At 70.0% G+C, this 13,782-nt stretch carries 13 protein-coding genes; 7 read left to right on the top strand and 6 right to left on the bottom strand.

Features of this window, described 5'->3' with window-relative positions; translation table 11 throughout:
* Positions 1-94: 94 nt before the first annotated feature.
* Positions 95-1,546 carry an adenylosuccinate lyase gene (gene purB / locus ACFUCU_RS04245; protein WP_377970904.1) on the bottom strand — a complete coding sequence of 484 codons (1,452 nt, stop codon included), beginning with the start codon at positions 1,544-1,546 and terminating at the stop codon, positions 95-97.
* Positions 1,547-1,779: 233 nt separating this feature from the next.
* Here purB and ACFUCU_RS04240 point away from each other — a divergent pair, with 233 nt between their 5' ends.
* On the top strand, positions 1,780-2,079 hold the full coding sequence (locus ACFUCU_RS04240) for a hypothetical protein (protein ID WP_290257211.1): 300 nt from the start codon (positions 1,780-1,782) through the stop codon (positions 2,077-2,079).
* 14 nt (positions 2,080-2,093) lie between these two features.
* A complete protein-coding gene (locus tag ACFUCU_RS04235; protein ID WP_377970902.1) occupies positions 2,094-3,542 on the top strand; it encodes a hypothetical protein in 1,449 nt (482 codons plus the stop codon).
* On the opposite strand, the gene ACFUCU_RS04230 is transcribed toward ACFUCU_RS04235, so the two are convergent.
* Positions 3,487-3,912, bottom strand: coding sequence for a phage holin family protein (locus ACFUCU_RS04230; protein WP_290257213.1), 426 nt, complete (start codon positions 3,910-3,912; stop codon positions 3,487-3,489). The two genes, ACFUCU_RS04235 and ACFUCU_RS04230, sit on opposite strands and share 56 nt — an antisense overlap.
* Before the next feature lie 59 nt (positions 3,913-3,971).
* Between ACFUCU_RS04230 and ACFUCU_RS04225 the strand changes: the two genes are divergently transcribed.
* The 4 genes from ACFUCU_RS04225 (at position 3,972) to ACFUCU_RS04210 (ending at position 8,993) form a co-directional block, all read left to right on the top strand.
* Positions 3,972-5,090: a histidinol-phosphate transaminase gene (locus ACFUCU_RS04225; RefSeq protein ID WP_377970901.1), complete on the top strand. Its 1,119-nt coding sequence runs from the start codon at positions 3,972-3,974 to the stop codon at positions 5,088-5,090.
* Between the two features lie 146 nt (positions 5,091-5,236).
* Complete coding sequence (gene pdhA / locus ACFUCU_RS04220) at positions 5,237-6,475, top strand: pyruvate dehydrogenase (acetyl-transferring) E1 component subunit alpha (RefSeq protein ID WP_377970900.1); 1,239 nt, start codon at positions 5,237-5,239, stop codon at positions 6,473-6,475.
* On the top strand, positions 6,472-7,452 hold the full coding sequence (locus ACFUCU_RS04215) for an alpha-ketoacid dehydrogenase subunit beta (RefSeq protein WP_377970898.1): 981 nt from the start codon (positions 6,472-6,474) through the stop codon (positions 7,450-7,452). The genes pdhA and ACFUCU_RS04215 overlap by 4 nt, the downstream gene beginning before the upstream one ends.
* A gap of 11 nt (positions 7,453-7,463) precedes the next feature.
* Positions 7,464-8,993, top strand: coding sequence for a dihydrolipoamide acetyltransferase family protein (locus ACFUCU_RS04210; protein ID WP_364138293.1), 1,530 nt, complete (start codon positions 7,464-7,466; stop codon positions 8,991-8,993).
* Positions 8,994-9,100: 107 nt separating this feature from the next.
* Here ACFUCU_RS04210 and ACFUCU_RS04205 read toward each other — a convergent pair whose 3' ends face one another.
* The gene (locus ACFUCU_RS04205; protein WP_377971322.1) at positions 9,101-9,439 is read right to left on the bottom strand and encodes a hypothetical protein; all 339 of its coding nucleotides are present in this window, start codon (positions 9,437-9,439) and stop codon (positions 9,101-9,103) included.
* Between the two features lie 233 nt (positions 9,440-9,672).
* Here ACFUCU_RS04205 and ACFUCU_RS04200 point away from each other — a divergent pair, with 233 nt between their 5' ends.
* Entirely contained in the window at positions 9,673-11,274 is a 1,602-nt protein-coding gene (locus tag ACFUCU_RS04200; RefSeq protein ID WP_377970896.1) for an AMP-binding protein, read from the top strand.
* A 40-nt stretch (positions 11,275-11,314) separates the two neighbouring features.
* Here ACFUCU_RS04200 and ACFUCU_RS04195 read toward each other — a convergent pair whose 3' ends face one another.
* The 3 genes from ACFUCU_RS04195 to ACFUCU_RS04185 all read right to left on the bottom strand — a co-directional run bounded on the left by ACFUCU_RS04195 (position 11,315) and on the right by ACFUCU_RS04185 (position 13,759).
* Entirely contained in the window at positions 11,315-11,746 is a 432-nt protein-coding gene (locus ACFUCU_RS04195; protein WP_377970894.1) for a universal stress protein, read from the bottom strand.
* Positions 11,747-11,788: 42 nt separating this feature from the next.
* The gene (locus tag ACFUCU_RS04190) at positions 11,789-13,081 is read right to left on the bottom strand and encodes a PLP-dependent aminotransferase family protein (protein WP_377970892.1); all 1,293 of its coding nucleotides are present in this window, start codon (positions 13,079-13,081) and stop codon (positions 11,789-11,791) included.
* Between the two features lie 114 nt (positions 13,082-13,195).
* Positions 13,196-13,759 (bottom strand): NAD(P)H-dependent oxidoreductase, encoded by a 564-nt coding sequence (locus ACFUCU_RS04185; protein WP_290257221.1) that lies wholly within the window; start codon positions 13,757-13,759, stop codon positions 13,196-13,198.
* Positions 13,760-13,782: the final 23 nt, after the last annotated feature.

Here is a 13,782-nt window from a genome sequence, read left to right as displayed (position 1 = left end):
TCGGTTACAGTCCCAGAATCCACGATACGACTGGCCGGTCCTCGACGGCGGCGTAAACGCGGATGTGCCGGAAGGTTAATTCGACGTGAATGACCTAGCGGCCGTCCGCCAGGTGATCGACCAGCCTGTCCGCGATGCCGGTGTAGCGGCCCGGGGTGAGCGCCAGTAGGCGTGATTCCGCCTCGGCGGAGAGGCCCAGGCCCTGGACGAACTCCTGCATCCGGGCGGCGTCCACCCGCTGGCCGCGGGTCAGGTCCTTGAGTCGTTCGTAGGGGTTTTCCATGCCCGGCACGCCGGCGATTGCCTCGGCGCGCATGACCATCTGGATGGCCTCGCCGAGGACCTCCCAGTTGGTGTCCAGGTCCGCAGCCAGCACGTTCTCTGCCACGTCCAGGCGGTCCAGGCCCTTGGCGACGTTGGAGATCGCCAGCAGCGAGTGGCCGAAGGCGACGCCGATGTTCCGCTGCGAGGAGGAATCGGTGAGGTCGCGCTGCCAGCGGGAGGTCACCAGGGTGGAGCCGAGCACGTCCAGGAGGCCGGAGGAGATCTCCAGGTTCGCCTCGGCGTTCTCGAAGCGGATCGGGTTGACCTTGTGCGGCATGGTCGACGAGCCCGTCGCGCCGGCCACGGGGACCTGGGCGAAGTAGCCGATCGAGATGTAGCTCCAGATGTCGGTGCAGACGTTGTGCAGGATCCGGTTGAAGCGGGCGACGTCGGCGTACAGCTCGGCCTGCCAGTCGTGGCTTTCGATCTGGGTGGTCAGCGGGTTCCAGGTAAGGCCGAGGCCCTCGACGAAGCCCTTGGCGACGGCTTCCCAGTCGGCTCCCGGGACGGAGGCGACGTGCGCGGCGTAGGTGCCGGTGGCGCCGTTGATCTTGCCCAGGTATTCGGTGCGCGCAATCCGGTCCAGCTGGCGGGTCAGGCGGTGGGCGATGACGGCCAGTTCCTTGCCCAGGGTGGTGGGGGTGGCGGGCTGGCCGTGGGTGCGGGAGAGCATCGGGACGGCGCGGTTGGCCTCGGCCATGGCGCCGATCTGGCCCACGAGCGTGCGGGCGGCGGGCAGCCAGACATCCTCGACGGCGCCCTTGATGCCGAGCGCGTAGGAGAGGTTGTTGATATCCTCCGACGTGCAGCCGAAGTGGACCATCGCGGTCAGGTGCTCGATCCCGATGCCGGGCAGGCGGCGGCCGATGTAGTACTCGACGGCCTTCACGTCGTGGACGGTGACGGCCTCGATCTCGGCGAGTTCGGCCACCGAGGCGGCATCGAACTCGGTGACGATGTCCCGCAGCTGCTGCTGCTGCTCCGCGGACAGCGGGCCGGCGCCGGGCAGGACGTTGTTGCCGGTCAGGTGGATCAGCCATTCGACCTCGACGGCGACGCGGTCGCGGTTGAGCGCGGCCTCAGAGAGGTAGTCCACCAAAGGCGCGACGGCGGACTGGTAGCGGCCGTCCAGCGGTCCCAGGGCGATGGGGGTGCCGGAGGCGGCCAGGGCCAGGCGTCCGGACGGCGTGCGGGTCTCAGCTGTGGCAGCAGTTTCAGGCATGGTCCGATTCTTTCACGAAGTGCCGCCGGGGCCGAAGCCGGGCGGTGGTATGACAGCCGCCCGGGCGGGGCGCAGCCCGTTGTCCACATAGCCGCACCGTGCCGTGTCCGCCCCCGGTGCGTGGCCCTAGCGTCGTTCTGTGGCCGGGGTGTGCAGGAGGCAACCCCAGGAAGAGAACACACGGCAGAGAACACGAGGAAGCCGGCTTAAGCCGGAGAAAGGAGGGATGCGCGATGACGTCCACAACCGTGCTGGCCGGGGACGCGGCGGCCTGCGCCTCCCGCAGCGCCGAGGTGCAGCGGCTCGCGGCCCGGGTGGCCGGATGCGCCGGGCAGGCGGACGCCGTCCTGGCGGCGCTGGCCCGGTTGGAGCTGCAGACCTGGCAGTCGCCGGCCGGGCGGGCGTACCGGGTGACGCTCTCGCTGCAGGCGGCCTCGCTCCGACGGGCCCGGGATGGCCTGCTCGAGGCCTCGTCGGCGGTGCTGGCCCACGCCCGGTTGGTGGCCCTCGCCCCCGGCCGGTCCGGGTTTTGAGAGGACGGGCACTGATGACGGAACTCAGCCCGGCAGGCTCCGGCGAGGTACCGCGCCCGGTGGCCCCGCCCCCGGACGGCATGCTCCGCATCCGCGGCGGGGTGGGCGGCGTGGCCTTCCAATTCGAAGAACTGCTGGCCGGCGCGGCAGCCCTGGACGCCTCGGTGCGGGACCTTTACGCCGTGGAAGCGGAGGCGGACGGGATCCGCCGGTCCCTGTTCCCCTATCAGCAGGACGCCTACCGCAGCGGCAGCGAAGCCATCACCGCTGTGGGGGAGGCAGGCCGGGGGATCGGCAGGGTCCGGGCCGAGCTGGAACACATCGCCGCCCAGGTCCGGGCCAGCCACCGGGACTACGAGTTCACCGAGGCCCGAAACGCCCTGCTGCTGAGGATGGGCCTGGCCGGACCCAAGTACGGATCCGCCGGCGGGGTTCTGGGCCTCCCCGGGGTCCGCGACCGGTTCGAAACCGGGCTCGCCTCACCGGGGAGCCTGGCGCTGCTGCTGGGCCTGCCGCTCCCGCTGGCCGGAGCGCTCGCCGGGGTTCCCGGGTCGGCCTCGATCGGTGGCCTGGTCAGGGCGCTGACGGACGAGCCCGGGCTCGGCTTCCTCAAGCCCCGTCCGGTCTCGGCCACCGCCGGGGGCACCAGCACCGAAACCGTGGACCTGACGCCGGCCGGACTGCTGCGCCGCACCGAGGACGTGGACCGGACGCCGGGTGAGATCGAGGTCATCAGGGTCGATGCCGCCGGCGGCCCTGCCTGGGTGGTGCTGGTCCCGGGGACGCAACTGGGCGGTCTTCCCGCCGGAACCAACCCCTTCGACACGGCCGGCATCGCGGAGGCGCTGGGCTATGACTCCGTCGAAACAACAGCCGCCATCAGGTGCGCACTGCGCGAGGCCGGCGCGGAGGCGGGCGATCAGCTGGTGGCCGTCGGCTACAGCCAGGGCGGCATCCACGCCATGAACCTCAGCCGGGACAAGGCATTCCTGGCCGAATTCGACCTCAAGTACGTCCTGACGGCCGGGTCACCGGTCGGCGGGATCAGCCCCGCCCCGGGGATCAGCAGCCTGCACCTGGAACACCGGGAGGACTGGGTGCCCGGGGCCGACGGCGCCCCGAACGCGGACACCCGCGACCGGGTCACGGCCACCCTGACCAACGCCCTGAGCGTCCCGGCGCCAAAGGACTTCGGCCTGGGGCCGGGACACCGGCTGGAGAACTACGAGGCCGGAGCCGCCGCCGTCGAAGCCTCCCGTGACCCGTCGCTGCAGGCGTCCACCGCCGCGCTCGCGGCCGTGGTGGGTACGGGCGGGACGGCGGCCGTCACCCGGTTCGCGCTCCGCCGCGAGGCGCGTCCCGTACCAGCGGGGGGAGGGAGCGTCGGGGCCGACGCCGGCGGTATGGTCAGCGGCGGCCACCGGGAAGCCGGCCGGCCACCAGCGACACCAGGGTCACGATGATGGCGGCCAGGACGGCGGTCCAGAAGAAGGAGTCGATGGTGAAGTGCACCGGCGTGTAGGAACTCAGCCAGGCCGTCAGATACAGCATGGCCGCGTTGATCACAACGGTGAACAGGCCCAGGGTGAGGATGGTGATCGGCAGTGACAGCAGGCTGACCAGCGGCTTGACGAAGGCGTTGACCAGGCCGAAGATCAGGCCGATAAACAGGTAGGCCAGGATGATGCCGATGGTCTCCGTGCCCTGCGTGACCCCCTGGTCCGCGACGGCGCCGGTGGTGGCCGTGGTGGAGATATTCAGTCCCGGCAGGATCCAGCTAGCCACCCAGAGGGCCAGGGCATTGACGATGACCCGCACAAAGAGAGAGCGCATGGCCCCATGCTGTCACATCACCGGACGCACGGGCAGGGTGGCGTCGTAGGCTAGGGGGCATGACTTCTTCTGACAGCCTGGCCGGCGGAATCCGCCCGCGGCCGGTGGTAGACCTGCTTCCCCGATACGCAGCCGGCAAGCCGCCGGCTCCCGTCGAGGGGCTGGTCAGCTACAAGCTTTCCTCCAACGAAAACCCGCTCCCGCCGATCCCTGCAGTGCAGCAGGCCATCGCGGCGCGGACCGACTTCAACCGCTACCCGGACCCGCTCAGCAGCAAGCTCCGCGCCGCGCTCGCCGACTTCCTCGACGTCCCGGCCGAGGACATCGTCACCGGCGCCGGCAGCCTCGGCGCCCTTAACCAGCTGTTGGCCACCTTCGCCGGCCAGAACGACGACGGCAAGGCCGACGAAGTTATCTACGCGTGGCGCTCCTTCGAGGCCTACCCCATCAGCGTCGGCCTCGCCGGTGCCGAGAGCGTCCGAATCCCGCTCACCGCGGACGGACGCCACGACCTGGACGCCATGGCCGCCGCCGTCACTGTCCGGACAAAGATGATCCTGCTCTGCACCCCGAACAACCCCACCGGGCCCATCCTCACCTCCGAAGAGACGGAGCGGTTCCTCAACGCCGTGCCCGCGGACGTCGTCGTCGTGATCGACGAGGCCTACCAGGAGTTCGTCCGGGCCGAGGACGCCGTGGACGGCATCGAGATGTACCGCAAATTCCCCAACGTGGTGGTGCTCCGGACCTTCTCCAAGGCTCACGGCCTGGCCGGCCTCCGGGTGGGCTACAGCGTCTCCCAGCCCGGGTTGACCCAGCATCTGCGCGTCACGGCCACCCCGTTCGCCGTATCCCAGCTGGGTGAGGACGCCGCCGTCGCCTCCCTCCAGTACTACGACCAGGTTGTAGAAAGGGTACAAAGCCTGGTCGACGAACGGGACCGGGTAACGGCAGGCCTGCGGGACCTCGGCTGGTTCGTTCCCGAGGCCCAGGGCAACTTTGTGTGGCTGAACCTCGGGGCCAACAGTGGCGAATTTGCCGCACTGGCGGGGGAGCAGGCGCTCTCCGTCCGGGCCTTCGGTGACGAGGGTGTGCGGGTCAGCATCGGCGAGACGGAAGCCAACACCCGCTTCCTCGAACTGTGTGCGAACTATACAAAAGCCCCGCAGCGTTCCTAGCGGTAAGCATCACCCCCTGCGGCCGCCCGCGGAGGGTACTGTGGGGACGAGTAAGCCATCATGTATGCCGGAACCGGGATGTATTCCTGGTGTGGCATATTTACCACCGAGTGCAGCGCCCCGGATGCGGCAGGCAAGGAGACGGTATGGGTACACAACTGCCCTCCACCGAGTTCGACGGAACCGACACGGATGACCGCCGCGAGGCGCAGGCCGAGGCTGTCCTGGGTGACCCCGACGTCCCCATGGTCCAGCTCCTGCGCCCGGACGGGACGCTGGGGACGGACCCGGTGTTCTCCGAGTACGCCGCCCGCCTGGATGCCGGGAAGCTGAAGGGCTTCTACGCGGACATGGCCAAGATCCGCCGGTTCGACGTCGAGGCCACCGCGCTGCAGCGCCAGGGCCAGCTGGCCCTCTGGGTGCCGCTGACCGGACAGGAAGCCGCGCAGATCGGCTCGGGCCGGGCCAGCCAGCCGCAGGACTACATCTTCCCCACCTACCGGGAACACGGCGTCGCCCTGACACGCAACGTGGACCTCGCCGAGCTGCTGTGTCAGTTCCGCGGGGTGTCCAACGGCGGCTGGAACCCCAAAGACACCAACTTCCACCTGTACACGCTGGTCCTGGCGGCCCAGACGCCGCACGCCGTCGGCTACGCCATGGGCGTCCAGCGCGAGCAGAAGCTGAACCCCACTGGGGAGAAGGCCGCCGTCATGGTCTATTTCGGCGACGGCGCCAGCTCCGAGGGCGACGTCCACGAGTCGATGGTCTTCGCGTCCTCGTTCAACGCCCCCGTGGTCTTCTTCTGCCAGAACAATCACTGGGCCATCTCGGTCCCCACCACGGTGCAGACCCGGATTCCGCTCTCCAACCGCGCCAAGGGCTACGGCTTCCCGGGCATCCGGGTGGACGGGAACGACGTCATCGCGGTGCACGCCGTGACCGAATGGGCCCTGGACCGGGCCCGGCGGGGCGAGAGCCCGGTGCTGATCGAGGCCTTCACCTACCGGGTGGGCGCCCACACCACGGCGGATGACCCCACCAAGTACCGCGGCTCCGAGGAGGAGGCGCAGTGGCGGGCCAAGGATCCGCTGGAGCGGCTCGAGAAGTACCTGCGGGCCGAGGGTCTCGCGGACGACGCCTTCTTTGAGCAGGTCAAGGCCGACGGCGACGAGCTCGCCGCGTACGTCCGCAAGACCACCCACGACCTGGAGACCCCGGACATCCGGCAGGCCTTCGCGAACACCTACGCCGAGGCCCACCCCCTGGTGGCCGAGGAACTGGCCTGGTTCGAGGACTACAGCGCCGGCTTCGCCGATGAGGCGGCGGACGCCGAGGACTCCGGGACACAGGGCACAGCGACAGACGGGGCAGCCAGCCGATGACCACCATGACCATTGCCAAGGCCATCAACGAGGGGCTGCGCGCCACCCTGGCCGGCAACCCGCGCACCCTGCTGATGGGCGAGGACATCGGACCCCTCGGCGGCGTCTACCGCGTCACCGACGGCCTGATCGGCGAATTCGGCGCCGACCGCGTCGTCGACACCCCGCTGGCCGAATCCGGCATCATCGGCACCGCTATTGGCCTGGCCCTCAGCGGCTTCCGGCCCGTCTGCGAGATCCAGTTCGACGGCTTCGTCTTCCCGGGCTTCAACCAGATCACCACCCAGCTGGCCAAGATGCACTCGCGCAGCAACGGCAACCTCACGGTCCCCGTGGTCATCCGCATCCCCTACGGCGGCGGCATCGGCTCGATCGAGCACCACTCCGAGTCGCCCGAGGCACTGTTCGCGCACACCGCCGGGATCCGGATCATCACCCCGTCCAACCCGCACGACGCCTACTGGATGATCCAGCAGGCCGTCGACTGCCAGGACCCGGTGATCGTCTTCGAGCCGAAGCGCCGCTACTGGCTCAAGGGCGACGTCGACACCGCCGCCCCGGGCCGCTCCGCCGACCCATTTGCCGCCCATGTGCTGCGCGAGGGAACCGACGCCACGGTGGTTGCCTACGGCCCGCTGGTGCCCGTGGCCCTCGCCGCCGCCAACGCCGCGGCCGAGGACGGGCACAGCGTCGAGGTGATCGACCTGCGCTCCATCTCACCGATCGACTTCGACACCGTCACCGCGTCCGTGAAGAAGACCGGCAGGCTGATCGTCACACACGAGGCCCCCACCTTCGGCGGCATCGGCGGCGAGATCGCGGCGCGTGTCAGCGAGCGGGCTTTCCACTCCCTGGAGGCGCCGGTGCTGCGCGTCGGCGGCTTCCACATGCCCTACCCGGTGGCCAAGGTCGAGGAAGATTACCTGCCGGACATCGACCGCATTCTTGAGGCGCTCGAACGCGCCCTCGCCTACTGACGGGGAGCACCATGACCGTAAACAAGTTCAACCTCCCGGACGTCGGCGAGGGCCTGACCGAGGCCGAAATCGTCTCCTGGAAGGTCAAGGCCGGCGACACGGTGGCCGTCAACGACATCCTCTGCGAGATCGAGACCGCCAAGTCGATCGTCGAACTCCCGTCGCCGTACGCCGGGACGGTTGCGGAGTTGCTGGTCGCCGAGGGCGTGACGGTCGACGTCGGCACCCCCATCATCAGCGTGGCCGACGCCGGCGCCCCCACGGCACCCGCACCGGCGGCTTCCGCGGCGCCCGCCCCCGACCTTACACAGGCGCCGGAGGCACCGGAACCGGCTCCGATGTATGGCACGCTCACCCCGGGCGGCGACGCCGAGCCCGCCGCAGAAGCCGACGGCCGCCCCGCCGGCGGCCCGCTGGTTGGCTCCGGCCCCAAGGCCGACGCCGTGAAGCGCCGCCGCCGGACCTCCGCCCCCGCAGCCCCCGCGGCCACCGCCGCGGCCGCAGCCCCCGCCGAGCCGGTCGAGTCGCACGACATCTGGATCGACCCGGCAGCCGTCAGCCACTCCGGACGCGGGCCCCAGGCGCCCGTTGCCGGGGCCGACCCGCGCCCCACCCTCGGCGGAGCCATCACCGGCCTCGTCTCCAAGGTCCTGGCCAAGCCGCCGGTCCGGAAGATCGCCCGCGACCTCGGCATCGACCTGGCCGACGTCGTCCCCACCGGCGCCCGCGGCGAGGTAACCCGCGAGGACCTGGTCAGCTACCAGGCCCAGCGCGACGCCGAGCTGGACAAGGCGGACACCTTCTGGGGCAAGACCGGCCGGCCGCAGGAACAGCGGATCGAGAAGATCCCGGTCAAGGGTGTCCGCAAGGCCACCGCCCGGGCCATGGTCGAGTCGGCCTTCGCCGCCCCGCATGTGAGCATCTTCGTCGACGTGGACGCCAGCCGCACCATGGAGTTCGTCAAGCGGCTGAAGGCCTCCCGCGACTTCGAGGGCATCAAGGTCTCGCCCCTGCTGATCCTGGCCAAGGCCGTCATCTGGGCCGCGGCGCGAAACCCCAGCGTCAACGCCAGCTGGGTGGACGCCAAGGACGGCAGCGACTCCGCGGAGATCCACGTCAAGCACTTCATGAACCTGGGCATCGCCGCGGCCACGCCGCGCGGGCTCATGGTGCCGAACATCAAGAACGCCCAGGACCTCTCGCTCAAGGAACTGGCGCTGGCGCTGAACGAGCTGGCCACCACGGCCCGCGCCGGGAAGACCCAGCCGGCCCAGATGCAGGGCGGCAGCCTGACCATCACCAACATCGGCGCCCTCGGCATCGACACCGGCACCCCGATCATCAACCCGGGCGAGGTGGCGATCGTGGCCTTCGGAACCATCAAGCAGAAGCCGTGGGTACTGGACGGCGAAGTCATCCCGCGCTGGATCACCACGCTCGGCGGCTCCTTCGACCACCGCGTGGTGGACGGGGACCTCTCGGCCCGCTTCATGGCTGACGTCGCCTCGATCCTCGAGGAACCGGCGCTGCTGCTCGACTAGTCGGCCGCGCCTCACCAGACGCGGCTCACCGGGTCTGATTAACGGCAAGGGGCGGTCGCCTAGGCGCCCGCCCCTACCCTTTAGACAGACAGAACCGCCTGGAGGCTCTACGCTCCGGAGTAACCGGAGAGGAGCTGGCCGATGACCCGGCTGCCGCCCCAGTTCGCGACGGCGATGGCCGCGGCAAACATGGTGCCGGCCACGCCGAAGCTCGCGCCGGTGACGATGGAGAGGAACTTCCAGTCCTCCCGCAGCACGCTGCGCACCGTCGCCGGCATCTGCAGCGACGGGGAAATCAGGTTCGGCGCCGAGTCCACGCTGCCGTCGTCGAGGTAGGCCACCACGCGGCCGGCGGCGCGGTCCACCCGCATGGCGCTGATGTGGTTGCCGTGGCGGGCCAGCAGGATGTCGTGGCCGACGAGCTGGCGGCGTTGCAAAGCAGGCAGAGCAGGCAAGGGATTCTCCCGGAAACGTGGGCGGATAGGACTGTCCGCACCGTCGGGGGCACCTCCCATTTTACCGCCGCGCCCACCGCCGGCCCGGACCGGAGCCGGGTGAGACTGCCCACTGGCCACCGTGACGGCGGTCAAAGTGCCGCCCTCCTGTCCGCCGGCGCTCCGCGGCATTAGAGTGGCACCAGCCGCCGCGGTGCGGTCCTCACCGATCAAAGGAGATAGTGGTGTTCCGGAGTCCGTTCCCCGCCGTAGACATTCCCGACGTCAGCCTCTACGACTATCTTTTTGCCGGCCTCGACGACGCCGCCCTGGACAAGGTGGCGCTGGTGGACGGAAGCAGCGGCGCGGAGACCAGCTACCGGGAACTGCGCGACGGGGTCAACGCCGTCGCCGGAGCCGTTGCGGCCCGGGGCCTCGGCGTGGGCGGCGTCGCGGCAATCCTCTGCCCGAACACCCCGGCCTTCGCCGTCGTCTTCCACGGCCTGCTGCGGGCCGGCGCCACCGTCACCACTGTCAACTCCCTGTACACGGCCGAGGAAACCGCCAAGCAGCTCGACGACGCCGGCGCAGATTGGCTCTTCACCGTCTCGGCGCTGCTCCCGGCCGCACGCGCCGCGGCCCAAGAGGCGGGGATTCCCGCCGCGCGGCTGGTGGTTCTCGACGGCGCCGAGGGCCACCCCTCGCTGGGGGACCTGCTGACCGCCGGGGAGCCCGTCCCCGAGGTCAGCTTCGACCCGGCCAGGCACATCGCCGTGCTGCCCTACTCCTCCGGCACCACCGGCCGGCCCAAGGGGGTGATGCTCAGCCACCGCAACCTGGTGGCCAACGTCGAACAGTCCCGGAACCTGCTCAGGGTCACCGCCGAGGACCGGGTCCTGGCGGTCCTGCCCTTCTTCCACATCTACGGCCTGACGGTGCTGCTGAACCTGGCCCTGCGCGAAGGTGCCCGGCTGGTCACCATGCCCAGGTTCGACCTCGCGGAGTTCCTCCGGCTGATCCAGGAGCAGCGCTGCAGCTTCCTCTTCATCGCCCCGCCCGTTGCCGTGGCCCTGGCCAAGCACCCCATGGTGGCCGAGTACGACCTCGGGTCCGTGCGCGCCGCCATGTCCGGTGCGGCGCCGCTGGACGGCGAACTCGGCACCCGGCTCGCCGAGCGCCTGGGCTGCCGGGTGCTTCAGGGGTACGGCATGACCGAGATGAGCCCGATCTCACACGTGACGCCCCTAGAGGCCGTCGACGTCCCGGTCAGCTCGGTGGGCTTCACGGTCCCCAACATGGAGTGCCGCCTGGTGGATCCCGCCACCGGGGAGGAGATCGAGATTCCCGCCGAGGGCACCAGCGCACCCGGACACCTGCTGTGCCGCGGCCCGAACGTGATGCTCGGGTACCTGAACCGGCCCCAGGAGACCGCGGACACCCTGGACGCGGACGGGTTCCTGCACACCGGGGACATCGCCACGGTCCGCGCCGACGGACTGGTCACGATCGTTGACCGGCTCAAGGAACTGATCAAGTACAAGGGCTACCAGATCGCCCCGGCCGAGCTCGAGGCGCTGCTGCTGACCCACCCGGGCATCGCGGACGCCGCCGTGATCGGCAGCGTCGACGAGGACGGCCAGGAGGTTCCCATGGCCTTCGTGGTGCGCCAGCCCGGGCCCGACGGCGACGCGCTGGACGAGGTGGCCGTCGAGGACTTCGTGGCCGCGAAGGTCGCCCCGTTCAAGAAGATCCGCCGGGTGCAGTTCATCGACGCGGTGCCGAAGTCGGCGTCGGGCAAGATCCTACGCCGGGTGCTGAAGAATCCGCACCCGGCGCCGCAGGCCTGAGCCGGCCGTAAAACCTGAGCCGCCCGGGCGGCCGGCGCCGCTATTCCGGCGAGTCGGTCTTGGCGATGTAGACGTCGCAGGGGGCGTTGTGGGCCACGCTGTTCGCAACGCTCCCCAGCACGCGGCCCAGGCCGCGCATCCGCCGGTTGCCCACCACGATCATCCGGGCGCCGGTGCGCTCGGCCTCCTGGATCAAGGCCTCGGCGGGCTTGCCGCGCGCCGCGGAGTAGGTCACGGGGGTGCCTTCGGACTGCAACTTGTCGGCCACGCCCTTGGCGACCGTCTCGGCGTCGCCGGCGTCGGAGACGATCCACTGGTCGCTGCCGCTGCCGAACACCTGCGTCCGGTCGCTGTCGAAGGCGCTGACAACGTGGAGGGTGGCACCGAGGGAGGCGGCCAAATCGCGCGCGGTGTGCGCGGCGCGCAGGGCAGTCTCGCTGCCGTCGACGCCGACGACGATGATTCCGGACATGAGGTCTCCTCTAATTCAGGCGGGCCAGACAATCAGTTCAGGCTACAACGCCCCGACGGCTTCCCGCAGGACCGGCGCCAGTCTGCGGACGCCTTCCTCGATCGCCTCGGCCGGGACGGCGCTGAACGCGAGCCGCAGCTTGTTCGAGGGCTCGTCGGAGGGGCTGAACGCGGCGCCCGGAATGAAGACCACCCCGGCGTCGATCGCCTTCTGCAGCAGCGGGTAGGTGTCGATGCCCTCCGGCAGGGTGACCCACACGAAGAAGCCGCCCTCGGGCCGGGTCCAGCTGAGCCCCTCCGGCATGTACTCCTCCAGGGCAGCCAGCATCGCCTCGCACCGCTCCCGGTAGAGCCCCCGGTAGGTGGCGATCTGGCCCTGCCAGTCGTAGTCGCGGAGGTAGGCCGAGACCAGCATCTGGTTCAGCGTCGGCGGGCACAGGGTGACAGCCTCGGAGGCCAGGTAGTAGCGGCGCTGCAGGTGCGCGGGGACCAGCGCCCAGCCGATCCGCAGGCCGGGGGCGAAGATCTTCGAGAAGGACCCCATGTAGATGACGTCGTCCGGGTTCCCGGCCCGCAGCGGCGTCAACGGGTGGCCGTCGAAGCGCAGCAGCCCATAGGGGTTGTCTTCCAGGATGATGATATTCGCGTTACGGCATATATCCACGACCCGCTGCCGGCGCTCAGCTGCCAGGGTGATGCCGGAGGGGTTGTTGAAGCTGGGGATGGTGTAGAGGAACTTGATGTTCTTGCCCTCGGCCTGCAGGGCGGCGATCCGCGCCTCCAACTGCTCCGGGACGATGCCGTCGCCGTCCATCGGAATGGTGGCAACCTCCACCTGGTAGGCCTCGAAGGTGTTCAGCGCGCCGACGTAGGTGGGGTCCTCCACCAGGACCACGTCGCCGGGGTTGCAGAAGACCTTGGTGGCCACGTCCTGGGCGGACTGGGAGCCCGCCGTGATGACGATGTTCTCCGGGGCTGCGTCGAGGATTCCCTCGGCGGCCATCACCTCGCAGATCTGGCGGCGGAGTTCCTCGGTGCCCTGGCCGCCGCCGTACTGAAGGGCGGTCAGGCCCTCCTCGGCGATGATCCGGGCCGCCGATTCCGCGAGCCGGTCCAGCGGGAGGGACTGGAGGTACGGGCTGCCACCCGCGAGGGAGACCAGCCCGGGCCGCAGGGAGATGTCGAAGACGTCCCGCACGGCCGATTGCTTGATGTTTGCTGCGCGCTCCGAGAAGAGTTCCTCGTGGCGGTGGGCGGACGTAGCCGCGCGTTCGATTGCGTCAATGGCCTCGGCCGGCAGGACTGCGCCGGCGGCATCAAGTGTTTCGTGGGTCACACCCTCAGGATACAGCGCTTGTTGTTATGGGGAAAACTTTTGTTCACAAGAGCGTGCGCAGACGGAAGCCCCCGGCGGCGAGCGGCCGGCCGGGGGCTTCCGGGGCAGGGGAGATTAGGCCGCGTCGGCGGTGCGGGCCTCTTCGATCGCCTGGAAGACGCCCTTGATCTGCTCCACGACCTCGGCGTCGTCCTTGGGGTGGACCTCGGCGAAGCGGACCATGGAGCCCGGGACGGCGAGCTTGACGTCCTCGAGGACGCGGGCGCCGGCGATCCCGGCGGCCTTGCGGGCCTCGTCCTGGGCCCAGACGCCGCCGTACTGGCCGAAGGCGGTGCCGACGACGGCGGTGGGCTTGCCGTTGAGGGCGCCGGCGCCGAACGGGCGGGACAGCCAGTCGATGGCGTTCTTCAGCGGGGCGGGAACGGTGCCGTTGTACTCGGGGGTGACCAGGAGCAGCGTGTCAGCCTCGCTGGCGGCGGCGCGCAGGGCGGCTGCGGCGGCGGGAACCTGACCCTCGACGTCGATGTCCTCGTTGTAGAACGGGATGTCACCCAGGCTGTCGTGGATCACGACCTCCACCTGTTCCGGCGCGTTGAGCTGGATCGCCTCGGCGAGCTGGGCGTTGGTGGAGCCGGCGCGGAGGCTGCCGACGAGGGTGAGGACGGTGGTGCTGGACATTGAGTCTCCTTCGTGTGCGCCGG

The sequence above is a fragment of the Arthrobacter sp. NPDC057259 genome, from assembly GCF_042668995.1.
Taxonomy (GTDB): domain Bacteria; phylum Actinomycetota; class Actinomycetes; order Actinomycetales; family Micrococcaceae; genus Arthrobacter.
The sequence above is the reverse complement of the archived record's forward strand: the minus strand, read 5'-3'. Positions and strand labels throughout refer to the sequence as shown.

Coding starts and splice junctions, on each gene's coding strand:
- purB (WP_377970904.1), bottom strand. CDS start 1,546: ATGCCTGAAACTGCTGCCACAGCTGAGACCCGCACGCCGTCCGGACGC.
- ACFUCU_RS04240 (WP_290257211.1), top strand. CDS start 1,780: ATGACGTCCACAACCGTGCTGGCCGGGGACGCGGCGGCCTGCGCCTCC.
- ACFUCU_RS04235 (WP_377970902.1), top strand. CDS start 2,094: ATGACGGAACTCAGCCCGGCAGGCTCCGGCGAGGTACCGCGCCCGGTG.
- ACFUCU_RS04230 (WP_290257213.1), bottom strand. CDS start 3,912: ATGCGCTCTCTCTTTGTGCGGGTCATCGTCAATGCCCTGGCCCTCTGG.
- ACFUCU_RS04225 (WP_377970901.1), top strand. CDS start 3,972: ATGACTTCTTCTGACAGCCTGGCCGGCGGAATCCGCCCGCGGCCGGTG.
- pdhA (WP_377970900.1), top strand. CDS start 5,237: ATGGGTACACAACTGCCCTCCACCGAGTTCGACGGAACCGACACGGAT.
- ACFUCU_RS04215 (WP_377970898.1), top strand. CDS start 6,472: ATGACCACCATGACCATTGCCAAGGCCATCAACGAGGGGCTGCGCGCC.
- ACFUCU_RS04210 (WP_364138293.1), top strand. CDS start 7,464: ATGACCGTAAACAAGTTCAACCTCCCGGACGTCGGCGAGGGCCTGACC.
- ACFUCU_RS04195 (WP_377970894.1), bottom strand. CDS start 11,746: ATGTCCGGAATCATCGTCGTCGGCGTCGACGGCAGCGAGACTGCCCTG.
- ACFUCU_RS04185 (WP_290257221.1), bottom strand. CDS start 13,759: ATGTCCAGCACCACCGTCCTCACCCTCGTCGGCAGCCTCCGCGCCGGC.